This is a genomic window from Methylobacterium sp. OAE515 (assembly GCF_041806315.1).
Lineage (GTDB): Bacteria > Pseudomonadota > Alphaproteobacteria > Rhizobiales > Beijerinckiaceae > Methylobacterium > Methylobacterium tardum.
In genome coordinates, this window is sequence record NZ_JBGMUV010000001.1 from 5267018 (window position 1) to 5280011 (window position 12994).

A 12994-nucleotide genomic window follows, 5' to 3' on the forward strand; every position below is an offset into this window, starting at 1 on the left:
GGCGCGACACGATCCAGGCTGGCTGGCCTCCGACGTATGGCCGGCCGCGACCCGAACCGAGAAGCCCGGGCGCCGACGGCCGGGCTCGATCCGGAGAGGCTCGGTCCGAGCAAGACGTCCGGCTCAGTAGCCGTAGCCGTAATCGTTGCACGAGCCCGAATCGTAGGCGCCGTAGCCGAACGCGGAGTCGCAGCTGTCGTCGCCGAAGCCGCCCAGACCGTAGCCGACGCCCAGACCGAGCCCCACACCGGCGAGGCCGTAACCGAGGCCGCGCCCATAGCCCCGGCCGTAGCCGCGGCCGGCAAAGCCGCGACCGACGACGCCCCGGTTTCCGAGCGCACCGACCCGGGCGGCATTGTTGAACCCGCCGTTGCGGAAGCCGCCGGTGCGCAGGCCGCCGACGCCGGCGCCGGTCACGCCGGCCGTGCCGAGGCCCGCACCACGGAGGCCGCCGGCTCCCGCGCCGAACCCTCCGACGCGCGCCCCGCCGAAGCTGCCACCGCGGAACCCACCACCTCCGAACCCGCCACCATGGAAGCCGCCGCCAAAACCGCTACCGTGAAATCCGCCCCCGCCGAAGCCGCGCGCATCCGCGCTACCTGGGATGAAAGCCGCCGCAGCCAGGAGTGCGGTCGATGCCAATACCAAACGCTTCATCGGATAATCCAATTTGATGAGTGGTCTCTGGCCCTCCAACCTCGCTGAACTCCCGTGTATCCAAGCTTGAGTATTGCGACGGACGTGTCAGTCGGTCGCTGTGCCGAAGTCTCGAGACGTCTCGGCAAGAGCTCGACAGTTCGTCGGCCCGCGGCGCCTTACGGCGGATCTACCGGAACGGCGGCTCGTCAAAACTGCGCAGCTTGCGCGAGTGCAGCCCGTGCCGGTCGGCGCGCAACACGTCGAGGGCCGCGAGCCCGACCCGCAGATGCTCCGAAACCGCGCGGTCGTAGAAGGCGTTGGCGGCGCCCGGCAGCTTGATCTCGCCGTGCAGCGGCTTGTCCGACACGCAGAGCAGCGCACCGTAGGGGACGCGCAGCCGGAATCCCTGTGCGGCAACCGTACCGCTTTCCATGTCGACCGCGACGGCCCGCGACTGGTTGATCCGCCGCCGCTCCTGGCTGAACCGCAGCTCCCAGTTGCGATCGTCGTAGGTCACCACCGTGCCGGTGCGCAGGCGCCGTTTCAGGGCGTCGGCCTGCTCGCCCGTCACCGACGCCGCGGCGCTCTGGAGCGCGACCTGGACCTCGGCCAGGGCCGGTACCGGGACGTCCGGCGGCACGAGTTCGTCGAGGATCCGGTCGCGGCGCAGATACGCATGGGCCAGCACGTAGTCGCCGATGGTCTGCGACTGGCGCAGGCCGCCGCAATGGCCGACCATCAGCCAGCAATCCGGACGCAGCACCGCGAGGTGATCGGTGATCGTCTTCGCGTTGGAGGGGCCGACGCCGATATTCACCAGGGTCGTCCCCTGCGCGGTCCCATCTGCGCCGCGCGCCACGAGGTGATAGGCCGGCATCTGGTGGCGATGCCAGGGCGAGGCCGCGATCACCGCCGCAGGATCGGCGTCGGCGGCCTCGGCCCGGGTCACCGAGACGCCGCCCGGCAGGACCAGCCGCTCGAAATCCTCCGCTCCGGAGGCCAGACGCTCCAGCCCGTGGCGGACGAACTGGTCGACGTAGCGGTGGTAGTTGGTCAGCAGAATCCAGGGCTGGACGTCGCGCCAGTCACAGCCGGTGTAGTGCACGAGGCGCCGGAGCGAGTAGTCGACCCGCACGGCGTCGAACAGGGCGAGCGGCAGCGGCTCGCCCGCCACCTGGTCGAAGGTGCCGTCGGCGATCTCGTCGCCGACCAGCGACAGGAGCGGGACCGGGAAGTAGGTGGCGAGATCCGCGCCGTCGACGGCCCGGCCGCCCGCATCGAGGCCGGCTTCCAGGACGTAAGGATAGGGAATCTCCTGCGCGCCGAGGCCCACTTCGATGGCGACGCCGTAATCGGCGATCAGCGGCTCCAGCTGCCGGGTGAGATAGTCGCGGAAGAAGGCCGGATGCGTCACCGTCGTGGCGTAGGTGCCGGCAGCCTGGAGCTTGGCGGTGGCCCGCCGGACGCGCGGTAACGGCCCGTCCGGGCGATAGCTGATCCGCAATTCGGGGTAGCGGAAGGCGAGGCGCTCCGTGGCATCGGGCGGCGGCCCGCCCGCGAGATAGCGCTCCAGGGCCTTCCGCAGGGCGCCCGCCGCATCCTCGTAGAGCTCGACCAGGCGGTCGATGGCGGTTCCGGCATCGGCCACCGCCTGCATCGGCCGCAATTCCCGTTCGATCATAATGCCTCCGTTGCTCGCGCCGCTCTACACCCGCGACCGCAGCGGGGCGAGATGCGGGCTTGCGGGCGCCTGTCCCTTGGCCGACAAGCCGGCCCGATCACAGCGAGGCGGCATGGACGCGGACGCGTTTGGAATCCGTCCCGGCGAGGAGATGGCGGCGTTGCCCGCGACCTTCGACGCGGGACTTCACTTCATCGGCCGGCTGCGCACGCCCTGGCGGGAACGCTCCGACTGCCCGAAGAACGGGCGCCAGACCGACGCCGTCTGCACCGTGGAGGTCGATCCCGCCTACGCCGCCGGCCTGCGCAACGTGACGGGCTGCACCCACCTGATCCTGCTCTACTGGATGGACCGGGCGACCCGCGGTCTGCTTGTCCAGCAGCCGCGCCACGCCGACGGCCCGCGGGGCACGTTCTCGCTGCGCTCGCCCGCACGCCCGAATCCGATCGCCCTGTCGGTGGTGGAACTGATCGAGCGGGAGGGTGACACGCTGCGGGTGCGGGGGCTCGACTGCCTGGACGGAACGCCGCTCCTCGACATCAAGCCGTACTACGCCTCCACCGATGCGCGGCCCGAGGCCCAGGTCGACCGCGCCGGGGCCGAGCCGTGAGGCGCGTCGTTCTTCTGGTTCTCGGCGGATTCGTCCTGCTGGCGATCGGCGGCTTCGCCGGGTGGCGCCTGCACCGGCCGGGAGCCGACGCGCGGGCCTACGCCGAGATGCGTTTGATCGCCGTGCAGGTGAGCCTCGACGAGGCGCCGCCGGACTACGTGTTCTGGGCGGGCGATTCCCAGGTGGAACTGCAGCCCGGCAGCCAGCGGCCCTGCGGGCTCGAATTCCTCAATGGCGGGATCAGCGGTGCGACCGCGGGCAGTTACGCGGAGTACCTCGCGCGCCTGACCTTCAAGGTCCATCCCCGGCTCGTCGCGCTGACGATCGGGACCAACGACATCCTGGTGAAGAACAATCCGCAGCTCCACAAGCCGACGGAGCAGTTCGAGGCCGCTGCGGAGGCGATCATCAAGCGGCTCCAGGCCTTGAGCCCGCGCGTGGTGGTGACCGCCCTCCCCCCGGTCGGACGGGAGATCGGCAAGCTCGTCGAGGCCAGCGCGGTCGGTGACTACTCGCGGCGGCTCCAGAACCTGTGCGGGCGTCTCGGCTGCATCTTCACCGATCCGTTCGCGTCCCTGCGCGACGGTGACACCGGCTATGCCAAGCCCGGCGCCCTGCGCGACGGGCTGCATCTGGCAGCGTTCCGGCCGGCGCTGAAGGCGGTCGAGCCGGCGCTCTGCGCACCGTGACAGCGTGGGCTCCGTCTTTGCGAGCGGAGCAAGGCGAGCCAGGGTCGCGCCACAGCTCGAAACGTCACGCTGCCCTGGGTCGTTACGCTCCGCTCGCGATCGGAGCGCGGGCTTCGGCCAGAAGCCGGCTCACTCCCACTCGATGGTGCCGGGCGGCTTCGAGGTGATGTCGTAAGTCACCCGGTTGATGCCCTTGACCTCGTTGATGATGCGGGTCGCAACCCGACCCAGGAAGGCCATGTCGAACGGGTAGAAGTCGGCCGTCATGCCGTCCACCGAGGTGACGGCGCGCAGCGCGCAGACGTGGTCGTAGGTGCGGCCGTCGCCCATCACGCCGACGGTCTTCACCGGCAGGATCACCGCGAAGGCCTGCCAGATCGTGTCGTAGAGTCCGGCCTGCCGGATCTCGTCAAGGTAGATCGCGTCGGCCTTGCGCAGGGCTTCCAGCTTCTCGCCGGTGATCGTGCCGGGGCAGCGGATCGCCAGGCCCGGGCCGGGGAACGGATGGCGGCCGACGAAGCCCTCGGGCAGGCCGAGTTCCTTGCCGAGCACCCGGACCTCGTCCTTGAACAGCTCGCGCAGCGGCTCGACGAGTTTCATGTTCATGCGCTCGGGCAGGCCACCGACATTGTGGTGGCTCTTGATCGTCACGGAGGGGCCGCCCGTGAACGACACGCTCTCGATCACGTCCGGGTAGAGCGTGCCCTGCGCGAGGAACTTCGCCCCGCCGATCTTCTTCGACTCGGCCTCGAACACGTCGATGAACAAGCGACCAATCGTCTTGCGCTTGACCTCCGGGTCGCTGACGCCCTCCAGCGCCGCCAAGAACATCCCCGACGCCTCCACGTGGACCAGCGGGATGTTGTAGTGGTCGCGGAACAGGGCCACGACCTGCTCGGCCTCGCCGAGGCGCAGGAGCCCGTGATCGACGAACACGCAAGTGAGCTGGTCGCCGATCGCCTCGTGGATCAGCACCGCCGCCACGGCCGAATCGACGCCGCCCGACAGGCCGCAGATCACCTTCTCGGAGCCGACCTGCTCGCGGATCTTGGCGATCGCCTCCTCGCGGTAGGCGCCCATGGTCCAGTCGCCCGAGCAGCCGGCGACATCGCGCACGAAATTGCGGATCAGCAGGGCGCCATGGGGCGTGTGCGCGACTTCCGGGTGGAACTGCACCGCGTAGTAGTTGCGGGCCTCGTCGGCCACCGCCGCAAAGGGGGCGTTCTTGGAGATCGCCACGGTGGTGAAGCCGTCGGGCAGCTTGGTGACCCGGTCGCCGTGGCTCATCCAGACCGGGTATTTCTCGCCCTTGTGCCAGACGCCGTTGAACAGCGGGCAATCGGCCAGGATCTCGACCTCGGCCCGGCCGAACTCCGCGTGGTGGCCGCCCTCGACGGCACCGCCGAGCTGCGCCGCCATGGTCTGCTGGCCGTAGCAGATGCCGAAAACCGGGACGCCCGAATCGAACACGAGCTGGGGCGCCCGGGGCGAGGCCTCGACGGTGACCGATTCGGGGCCGCCGGAGAGGATCACGCCCTTCGGCTTCTGCTCGCGAAACGCGGCCTCGGCCTTCGTGAAGGGCACGATCTCGCAGTAGACGCCCTCCTCCCGCACCCGGCGTGCGATGAGTTGGGTCACCTGAGAGCCGAAATCGACGATCAGGATCTTGTCGTGGTCGGTGTTCATCGCGGGCGATTATCCGAAGGCCGGCGCGGGTGCAACGCACAAGTCCCGATTGGCCGGCCTTCAGATGTGCAGTGGCGGGAATCGACCGGACGTGACACCCGGCTGCCCGCGTCCGGCGCGTCATCCCGTGGCCTGCTGCGCAGTTCGGGAATGACGGTGTCTGTAGTCAGCGCGGAGCCGTGTCGGGCGGCTCCGAACCCGGCCCGATGCGGACACACTCAGTCGAAGTTGCGGACCTTGGCCGAGCCGCCGAGGCTGATCGCCGGCTTCGAGGCAGCGCCGGCGAGGCTGACCTTCTTTTGGCCCGGGGGCGTCTTGGCGCGGAGCTGCGGAGCGGCCTCCGGCACGGGCCGGGACGGCTTCAGATGCGCCTGCCCGTGGATCACCGAGCCGATCTCGCCCGCCGCCCGGACTAGGTCGTCGCGCTCGCAGGAGCGGGCGACCTTGAGCCCGAGCTTGTGCATGTGGCTCTTGCCGTAGAGGTAGGCAGCGAGCTGGGCGCGCTTCAACGGCGGGATCTGCTCCAGGATCAGCGGCAGGTCGAAATCGTCGGCCCGGTACACGGAGCCCAGAACCTCCAGGCTCACGGGGCAATCGACTTCGGGCTCGGCGCCGCTGGTCGGATGCGCTTGCGTCATGGATGCCTCTCGGGAGTCGATGGGTCGGGAGGAGGGTCGGATGCCCCGGAGCCGGGGTCGAGTTCAACCCCTATTCGGACGGTGAGGTTCGCGACGCGATCCTGCGGCGGAGTGGGTGACGGCTCGGCGTCGGGCTTCCATGCGCCGAGGCAGCCGGTACAGACGGATTCGATCACCGCACGCGCATGCGCCTGCCGCCGCGCCCACAGCGCCTCCCGGGCCGCGCGCGTCGCCTCGGCGTCCGACAACGGCCGGATTCGGATGAACAGCGGCTCCTGCGCCTCGGCCGCCGCCGGCGCACATGCGAGAAACCCCAGAAGGGCGAGCCGGCGGACGATGTCGCGCGAGGCAGTCTCGGCCGGCGGTGAAGCGCGCGTCATGCATTCCTCCCGGCGAAACCGAGCCGGATACGTCGCCCGCCAGGGTAAACCCCGGCTTAACGCCCTGCGGCGAACCAGCCGGCGCGAGGAGCCGTGTCGGTGATCGAAGCGGCCCCACCCTCGGGAACTTCGAGCGGCGGCGTCGGTAGAATCGCAGACGGACCGACAGAAGGACTGTCCCATGCCTCAGATGTTCGATTGGATCTTCTTCGCCATCATGCTTCCCTTCCCGGCCTTCCTGGTGTGGGACTGGATGCAGCACCGATAGCGCGAGGCTCGCCGGCGCCTCCGCGAGCGCGGGACGCCGACCTCCTGCCATGATCATTCAAGCCGGAGCTGCCGTCCCGCCGCGCACCCCTGATCCCGCGGTGGGACGGCGGCGCCGGCTCGCTTAACGGGGCGTTAACCGGCCGTGGACACACTTTCTTCACGATTTCGGAGGGCCGCCCATGACGTTTCAGGTCATCGCCCAAGCCGCCGCCGCCAACGCCGTTGCCGCCCTCCTCTTGGCCCTGGCACTGCGCCGAGGGACCCGGATGCCCGGGCTCAGGCCCGTTCTCGCGCGGAGGAAGCAGACGCGGGACTAAGCGCCCCCGTCCGGCCAGCCACCTCCGAGGCGTCGGAACGCACCAGATCCTGCTCGGCCCGCCGCCGCTCCTGCGCGCGCCCGAGCCAGAGGCTGTTCACGAGCCACGCGATGGACAGCGGGACCGCGGCCCCGGCAATGCCGGTGCTGCCCAGGCCGAGCCCCTCGATGCCGGTGAACGACCACGCGCCGACTTGGTCGCCGAGGCGGTAGACCACCGTATCGATGAAGCTCTTCGCCTTGTAGCGGTCCTCGCGCGGGACGACCGTGAACAGCACCTCCCGGACCGGGCGGGCGATGGCGAAGTTCCCGGCTCGGCGCAGAACCTGGAAGGCGACGATGACGCCGATCGTCGGCCAGGCCGCGAGGGCGGCGAAGCCGAGGATGCTGAACGCCGGCAGGATCGCGAGCGTCAGCGCCACGCCCAGCCGGTTCACGATCCGCCCGGTCAGAAACAGCTGGACGCCGAGCGTCAGCACATTCACCGCGAGGTCGACGCTGGCGAAGAAGGCCGTCTGGGCACCGCGATCCGGGAAGCTGCGCTTCGCGATGCCGGCCTGCTCGAAATACAGGAAGGTGGACGTCACCGAGAACAGCAGCAGGAATAGCGAGATGTTGAGCAGGTAGGGCGACGCGAGGGTCCGGGTCACGCCGGCCAGCACACTGCCGCCGATCGCCCGGTCCTGACCGCCGTCCGGGCTCGCTTCGCTGCCCGGAACCTCGTGCAACCGGGTCGACAGGGCCGCGAGCCCGCGCATGCAGAACACCGCGATCTCGAGGAGCACCACCGCGCCGAGCATCAGCCCCCAGGTCGGGACGTTCTTAGCCAGGATCGCGGTGGTGGCCGACCCGGCGATGGCGCCGAGCGTCGCTCCGGCCGCGATGAAGCCGAACAGTCGCTTGCCCTGCGCGTTCGAGAAGACGTCGACGATCGTCGCCCAGAAGATCGAGACCACGAAAAGATTGAAGATCGACAGCCAGACGAAGAACACCCGGCCGATCCAGACATTCCAGTCCGGCGGCGCGAGATAGAGCGTCAACGCGAAGGCGAGGATGTTGGCCGCGAAGAACCGGTAGGTGATCGGCACGAACCGGGCCCGCGGCATCCGCTTCACCAAGTAGGCGAAGGGTAGGTTGAGCGCGAGCATCCCCACCAGGGTCGCGGTGAACAGCCAGGGCAGGTTCTCGATACCGCCGGCCACGCCCATCTGGTCGCGGATCGGACGGAGCACGTAGTAGGCGGCCAGGATCGAGAAGATGTAGGCCCAGGACCAAGCGAGCGCCCGGCCTTCTCCGGGCTGGACGTCGATGAGGCGCGCGAGCGTGCCGCGGGCGGGTACGGGCTCAGCCATGGGCCGGACGGGTCGCATCAGGAGCCGCGAAGGCCCACGCTTCCCACTGCGCGGGGAACCGGCTCCGCGGAGTATTTTCGATCACTTCGAGATCCGGCCGGACCTCGCTCTCCTGTGCCGATCCAGGAGTAGGCGGCTGTGTCAGCAGCCCCGTCATCCCGGGTCCGCGCAGCGGAGCCCGGGATCCAGAGCCGCCGACGAGCCCGGAGTTTGCACCGCCAGAGGTTCCGGATTGCCCGCCTCCGGCAGGTCCCGGCTGCTTCGGGCTCGCCTGCGGCGTCCCGGAAAGACGGTCCGGTGCGGCCACGTCAGACCGCGCACTCACTTCGCCAGTCCGAGCTTCTCGCGCAGCTCCGGTGCCGTGACGTCGTGGCCGAAGCCCGGCGAGCCCATGGCGAACTTGTCGGCATCCTTGAGCGGACCGACGACGACCGGATCGAAGCCGGCATCGCGGACAAGCCCCTCAGCCACCTTCAGCGCCTCGGGATCGTCGCCGGCGATCGGGATCGCCATGCGTCCGCCGGCGCGGGCCTTGCCGCCCTCGGCGCCTTCCTTGGCAAAGACCTTGTAGTTGGCCGCGTTGAAGGCGCGCACGAGCTTGGCGCCCGGGAAGTATTTGGCCGAAATCGCGCCGATGCCGCTGGCCTGCACCTCGTCGTAGAGGGCCCCGTCGCGCTTCTGGGTGGCATTGCCCGCGTCGAGCACGATCTTGCCCTTCAGGGACGGCCCGATCTCCTTCGCGAGGTCCGGATAGGCCTTGTAGGGAACGGCGATGAACACGGCATCGCCGAACGCGATCGCCTCCTCGGGCGTGCCGGCCTTCGCCTTGGGACCGAGTTCCGAGACCATCGTGGCCAGGGCTTCCGGGTGGCGGGAGGCGAACATCACCTCGTGGCCGTCCTTGACCCAGAGGGTTCCGATCGTGCCGCCGATATTCCCGGCTCCGATCACGCCGATGCGGATCTTCTTGGCCCCATCCTGTGCGAGGGCCGGCAGCGCGGCGACCAGGGAGAGGCCGGCCGCCAAGGTGAGCGCCGCACGGCGCGTGGTACGATCAGACCGCATCGATGAAGGCCTCCATCTGCTTGCGCTGTGCCGGATCCGGGAGCCTGCCCCGGGCGGCACCGAGGTTGTCCTCGACATAAGAGGCCTTTGCCATTCCGGGAATCGGGCAGGTCACGGCCGGGTTGCCGAGCACGTACTTGAGGAAGAACTGCGGCCAGCTCGCGCAGCCGAGATCCTTGGCGACGGCGGGCAGCTCCTTGCCCTGGACCGCCTTGAACAGGCGGTCGCGGCCGAAGGGCACGTTGATCATCACCGCAATGCCGCCGTCGGCCGCCAGCGGGATCACCCGTTCGGCCGCTTCCCTGTTGTCGATGGCGTAGTTCACCTGGATGAAGTCCAGGGTCTCGCGCTTCATCACCTCGGCGAGGGCCTCGAGCTGGTTGTCGCGCCAGACCGTGACGCCGACGTAGCGGATGCGCTTGCGGCTCTTGAGGTCGCGCAGGACCGCGAGATTCTCGGTCACGTCGATCAGGTTGTGGACGGCCACGAGATCGAGCGCCTCGACCTTCATCCGCTTCAGCGACCGCTCGAACTCCGCGAGCGTCGCCTCGCGGCCTGTGGTGTCGACCTTGCTGGCGAGGAAGATCTTCTGGCGCAGTCCAGGCTCGGCCAGGATGAGGCCGAGCACATCCTCGGCCGTGCCGTAGCTCGGCGCCGTGTCGATCACCGAGCCGCCGAGCGACAGGAAGGTCTGCACCGCGTCCCTGAGCGGCGCGACCTTCTCGGGTATCGGCTCGACCTCGTAGCGGCGGGAAGTGCCGATGCCGATCGCCGGAAGCATCTCGCCGGTCGAGGGAATCGGGCGGCGGATCAGCGGGTCCGCAGCCCATGCGAAACGCGGCACGAGCGGCGCGAGCGCCGCCGCGGCGACGACGGCGCGACGGGATACGGACATGGCCGACCTCCGGGGAGTCAGAACGCTGAACCGAGATAGGGCGCCGTCCGGCGCATGTGTATTCGTTATTCTCACGCTTGCGCGAGCGACGGCGTCGCGGGCCCGGCCGTGGCGCCGCTTCGCTAATCCTCCTCGGGCGGATCCTCGAACTCGGCCCCTTCCGTGTCGGGGGCGATGCGGAACCGGTACTCGTCGATGGCCAGGAACGCGCGGTGCGCCACAAGCGGATCGATGCCGTCGCGCACGACGAGGGTCTGGAAGTCGATGAACAGGCGGGCGATGCGCGCCTCCTCCGACATCGCGGCGAGCGCCGACGAGCCGGCGCCGGCGCGCATCATGTAGCGCTTGGCCTCTCCGGACGCGTCCGGTGCGGGCAGGACGGCGACCTGCCCGGCGGTCTCGGGTTTCAGCTCCGCCCAGCGGACGGGCGTCCAGGCGATGAGGGCCTCGGTCTGCTTCATCGAAATCTCCGGCCTGGGGCAGAGAGACCCGCCTATCGGGCGCGCACGCGCAGGTCGAGGCCGTCGGCGCCGCGCCCGCGGCGGCGATCAGCGGCCGCGCTCGACCTGTCCGCGAAGCTCGCCCTTCGGATTGGCGGCGGTGTGGAGGTTGAAATAGAGCCGCCCGGCCTCGAGATCGGCGGCCTTGGCGTCGTCCAGCGTGGCTTCTCCGGAGAAGGGCGAGCTGGTCGCCGTCACCGGAACGAGCACGCCGGCATTCTCGCCGGCCTTGGCCGGGCCGTGAAAATGCGCGGCGGTCACCGGCCCGGTCAGGCCGCTGTAAGTGCCCGTCCAGCTCAGGCGCTTGGTCGCCGGGTCGAAGGTCGCGGTGACCTCGCCCGTGCCGGTCGACTGCGTCGCCGGGACTTCGCTGGCCCCGGTGAGGGCCGCCCGGTAGGTGGCGCTCCCGCCCGCCGCGAAGGCCGGCGGGACGAGGAGCGGCGCCGCGACGGCGAGCAGGATGGAGAAACGGGTGCTGGTGCGCGAGAACATCGGACGCTCCGATCTTGCGGCCCCGCTCGGGGACCGGACCGTTACATAGCGGCCCCGGCTGAGCCGGACATGGTCCGGGCGCCGATCGGTCGGAGCGCCGCGTGACAGCACAGGCGGGTTCGTCGCTCGACCGTGTGCTGCCTGCGGACATGCGCGTTTTGCGTGCGCCGGACCGTTGACACCGTGCGCCCGGCCTCCCTATACCCCCGCCACTGCACGCATCGCTCCTCGGGGCGGGCGCGGCTTGGGGCGGGGTAGCTCAGCTGGTTAGAGCAGAGGAATCATAATCCTTGTGTCGGGGGTTCAAATCCCTCCCTCGCTACCATAATATTCGCCCGCCCGGTCAATGACTTGGCGGGTTTTTCATTGCCTCACCGCGTCCGCAAGGCCTGCAGCGCGCTGCAATACGGGTTGTGGTTTTACAACGCGTCACAACCGGGCGTAGGCTGGTCCACGCAACACGGATGGGACACGATCCTGGTGGAGCAAGAGGGCAATGGCCGAGGATCACGTCGGCAAGCTGCACAAGGTCCGGAACAAGCTCCGCGAGGAACGCCGGCAGGTGATCGACACCATGCTGGTCGCAAAGAACGCATCGTCATTCATTTCCGAGTTTCTGCGGATCCAGGTGGCTATCGGCAACATTGAGCTCGCCCTTACTGACGAGCATGAACAGGCTCGTGCGGGTCGTGGCGCGGGAAGCTTCGGCACGGAAGTCTGAAGCGTGAAGAACCTGTCGCGAGATCTCTTAAGGCACCTGAGCGACTCAGTGACCCATGGCGGCCACGCGGCAGCGGCACATCTGCCGTCAGGTCTTAAGCCTCATCTCCGCGCCCGGATTGCCGGCATGGCAGATCCTAAACTGCTCCGACCAGAGGCAATCCTCGAGATTCTCATCGATGACCTGAAGGCGAAAGGCTACGTGAAATGACCAGCGGCAGCGGTCAGCCCGAGAAGATGGCCGAGGTTGCCGGACTGGCAGCCGCCATTGCCGACCGTATCCTTCAACAGCACGAGGCGGGTACGTCGATACCGCCTGAGCAATTCAGGATGCTCGTCCGCGCCGCCAGGATGCTTCTGGACAACGATGTGGCCTGGCCGCAGTCGGTCGAGCACGTGGTGATGCGGGTCGCCGAACGGCTTGAAGAGGCCGACCCCGTAACAAGGGGCGATGACGTCGTGGTGCACCTGAAGCAGGGCTCCGACGTGACGAAGCGCCCGTAGGGAGGTGAGCATGCGCTGGGGACGAACGAAGCGTAGATTGCCTGATAGCCTGACCCAGCACCTGTCGAATCCGAAGATCGTCGCCCTGAGGCCCCGGACACGTCGGCGTAGCGCCTACCATGTCCCCGGCCTGGAGAAGGTCGCCGTCACAATCGTGACCCTCATTGTCGTCGTGCTGGCCGGTGGGCACCTGCTGCGGGCGTGGTAGTCGTCCTAAGAAGCTGCCGGCGTCCCCTTCATTGACGAGACGGGCTGATAGCCGGCCGTGCGGCTGAGGAAGCCTGTAGCCGATCCGGCCAAATTGAGTCCGCCTGCTGACAGAGTAGAATTGCGCTCTAGTTCCCTCGCCCACAGGTTGAGAGGAGCATCGATGTCAGAGCTGCCAAGCCACGTCGTAGGCCATCGCGAGACCATGCGTGCGAGGAAGGAGGCTCAGCAGAAGAACGCCGACAGAGTCTGGACGCAGGTCGAGGCTGAGCGACGCGCGGTGGACGAGCGGACGGCAAAGTTACGAGCGATGCGACTGGCGCGCGAGAATGGCGAACGCTGAGAGGCTC

16 protein-coding genes and 1 tRNA gene are annotated in these 12994 nt (G+C 68.8%); 7 read left to right on the plus strand and 10 right to left on the minus strand.

Going from position 1 to position 12994, the window contains the following annotated elements; all coding sequences use genetic code 11:
* Positions 1-123: 123 nt before the first annotated feature.
* Complete coding sequence (locus tag ABIE45_RS25710; RefSeq protein WP_192710867.1) at positions 124-657, minus strand: hypothetical protein; 534 nt, start codon at positions 655-657, stop codon at positions 124-126.
* 169 nt (positions 658-826) lie between these two features.
* Positions 827-2320 (minus strand): AMP nucleosidase, encoded by a 1494-nt coding sequence (locus ABIE45_RS25715; protein ID WP_192710868.1) that lies wholly within the window; start codon positions 2318-2320, stop codon positions 827-829.
* A 112-nt stretch (positions 2321-2432) separates the two neighbouring features.
* Here ABIE45_RS25715 and tsaA point away from each other — a divergent pair, with 112 nt between their 5' ends.
* Entirely contained in the window at positions 2433-2930 is a 498-nt protein-coding gene (tsaA, locus tag ABIE45_RS25720; protein WP_192710869.1) for a tRNA (N6-threonylcarbamoyladenosine(37)-N6)-methyltransferase TrmO, read from the plus strand.
* Positions 2927-3619 carry a GDSL-type esterase/lipase family protein gene (locus tag ABIE45_RS25725; RefSeq protein ID WP_192710870.1) on the plus strand — a complete coding sequence of 231 codons (693 nt, stop codon included), beginning with the start codon at positions 2927-2929 and terminating at the stop codon, positions 3617-3619. The genes tsaA and ABIE45_RS25725 overlap by 4 nt, the downstream gene beginning before the upstream one ends.
* Positions 3620-3748: 129 nt before the next feature.
* On the opposite strand, the gene guaA is transcribed toward ABIE45_RS25725, so the two are convergent.
* From guaA to ABIE45_RS25765, 8 genes are all read right to left on the minus strand, one after another.
* The gene (guaA, locus tag ABIE45_RS25730; protein ID WP_192710871.1) at positions 3749-5305 is read right to left on the minus strand and encodes a glutamine-hydrolyzing GMP synthase; all 1557 of its coding nucleotides are present in this window, start codon (positions 5303-5305) and stop codon (positions 3749-3751) included.
* A gap of 218 nt (positions 5306-5523) precedes the next feature.
* A complete protein-coding gene (locus ABIE45_RS25735; protein ID WP_192710872.1) occupies positions 5524-5943 on the minus strand; it encodes a hypothetical protein in 420 nt (139 codons plus the stop codon).
* The gene (locus ABIE45_RS25740) at positions 5940-6323 is read right to left on the minus strand and encodes a hypothetical protein (protein ID WP_192710873.1); all 384 of its coding nucleotides are present in this window, start codon (positions 6321-6323) and stop codon (positions 5940-5942) included. The genes ABIE45_RS25735 and ABIE45_RS25740 overlap by 4 nt, the downstream gene beginning before the upstream one ends.
* Before the next feature lie 546 nt (positions 6324-6869).
* Positions 6870-8261, minus strand: a complete 1392-nt coding sequence (locus ABIE45_RS25745) for an MFS transporter (protein WP_192710874.1) — start codon at positions 8259-8261, stop codon at positions 6870-6872.
* Positions 8262-8582: 321 nt separating this feature from the next.
* On the minus strand, positions 8583-9326 hold the full coding sequence (locus tag ABIE45_RS25750) for an NAD(P)-binding domain-containing protein (protein WP_192710875.1): 744 nt from the start codon (positions 9324-9326) through the stop codon (positions 8583-8585).
* Positions 9316-10221, minus strand: a complete 906-nt coding sequence (locus tag ABIE45_RS25755) for an aldo/keto reductase (protein ID WP_192710876.1) — start codon at positions 10219-10221, stop codon at positions 9316-9318. The genes ABIE45_RS25750 and ABIE45_RS25755 overlap by 11 nt, the downstream gene beginning before the upstream one ends.
* A gap of 122 nt (positions 10222-10343) precedes the next feature.
* Positions 10344-10682: a hypothetical protein gene (locus ABIE45_RS25760; protein ID WP_192710877.1), complete on the minus strand. Its 339-nt coding sequence runs from the start codon at positions 10680-10682 to the stop codon at positions 10344-10346.
* A gap of 87 nt (positions 10683-10769) precedes the next feature.
* On the minus strand, positions 10770-11213 hold the full coding sequence (locus ABIE45_RS25765; RefSeq protein ID WP_192710878.1) for a CHRD domain-containing protein: 444 nt from the start codon (positions 11211-11213) through the stop codon (positions 10770-10772).
* Between the two features lie 248 nt (positions 11214-11461).
* Between ABIE45_RS25765 and ABIE45_RS25770 the strand changes: the two genes are divergently transcribed.
* The 5 genes from ABIE45_RS25770 to ABIE45_RS25790 all read left to right on the plus strand — a co-directional run bounded on the left by ABIE45_RS25770 (position 11462) and on the right by ABIE45_RS25790 (position 12645).
* A tRNA-Met gene (locus ABIE45_RS25770) sits at positions 11462-11538 on the plus strand.
* Between the two features lie 171 nt (positions 11539-11709).
* A complete protein-coding gene (locus ABIE45_RS25775) occupies positions 11710-11934 on the plus strand; it encodes a hypothetical protein (protein WP_192710879.1) in 225 nt (74 codons plus the stop codon).
* 3 nt (positions 11935-11937) lie between these two features.
* Positions 11938-12144 (plus strand): hypothetical protein, encoded by a 207-nt coding sequence (locus tag ABIE45_RS25780; protein ID WP_192710880.1) that lies wholly within the window; start codon positions 11938-11940, stop codon positions 12142-12144.
* Positions 12141-12437: a hypothetical protein gene (locus ABIE45_RS25785; RefSeq protein WP_192710881.1), complete on the plus strand. Its 297-nt coding sequence runs from the start codon at positions 12141-12143 to the stop codon at positions 12435-12437. The genes ABIE45_RS25780 and ABIE45_RS25785 overlap by 4 nt, the downstream gene beginning before the upstream one ends.
* A 37-nt stretch (positions 12438-12474) precedes the next feature.
* Positions 12475-12645 carry a hypothetical protein gene (locus ABIE45_RS25790; protein ID WP_192710882.1) on the plus strand — a complete coding sequence of 57 codons (171 nt, stop codon included), beginning with the start codon at positions 12475-12477 and terminating at the stop codon, positions 12643-12645.
* Positions 12646-12994 lie beyond the last annotated feature (349 nt).

Bases quoted from the DNA above. Each gene is read 5' to 3' on its own strand.
- ABIE45_RS25755 (WP_192710876.1), bottom strand. From the start codon at position 10,221: ATGTCCGTATCCCGTCGCGCCGTCGTCGCCGCGGCGGCGCTCGCGCCG.
- ABIE45_RS25710 (WP_192710867.1), bottom strand. From the start codon at position 657: ATGAAGCGTTTGGTATTGGCATCGACCGCACTCCTGGCTGCGGCGGCT.
- ABIE45_RS25760 (WP_192710877.1), bottom strand. From the start codon at position 10,682: ATGAAGCAGACCGAGGCCCTCATCGCCTGGACGCCCGTCCGCTGGGCG.
- ABIE45_RS25715 (WP_192710868.1), bottom strand. From the start codon at position 2,320: ATGATCGAACGGGAATTGCGGCCGATGCAGGCGGTGGCCGATGCCGGA.
- ABIE45_RS25785 (WP_192710881.1), top strand. From the start codon at position 12,141: ATGACCAGCGGCAGCGGTCAGCCCGAGAAGATGGCCGAGGTTGCCGGA.
- tsaA (WP_192710869.1), top strand. From the start codon at position 2,433: ATGGACGCGGACGCGTTTGGAATCCGTCCCGGCGAGGAGATGGCGGCG.
- ABIE45_RS25765 (WP_192710878.1), bottom strand. From the start codon at position 11,213: ATGTTCTCGCGCACCAGCACCCGTTTCTCCATCCTGCTCGCCGTCGCG.
- ABIE45_RS25745 (WP_192710874.1), bottom strand. From the start codon at position 8,261: ATGGCTGAGCCCGTACCCGCCCGCGGCACGCTCGCGCGCCTCATCGAC.
- ABIE45_RS25750 (WP_192710875.1), bottom strand. From the start codon at position 9,326: ATGCGGTCTGATCGTACCACGCGCCGTGCGGCGCTCACCTTGGCGGCC.
- ABIE45_RS25735 (WP_192710872.1), bottom strand. From the start codon at position 5,943: ATGACGCAAGCGCATCCGACCAGCGGCGCCGAGCCCGAAGTCGATTGC.
- ABIE45_RS25740 (WP_192710873.1), bottom strand. From the start codon at position 6,323: ATGACGCGCGCTTCACCGCCGGCCGAGACTGCCTCGCGCGACATCGTC.
- ABIE45_RS25775 (WP_192710879.1), top strand. From the start codon at position 11,710: ATGGCCGAGGATCACGTCGGCAAGCTGCACAAGGTCCGGAACAAGCTC.
- guaA (WP_192710871.1), bottom strand. From the start codon at position 5,305: ATGAACACCGACCACGACAAGATCCTGATCGTCGATTTCGGCTCTCAG.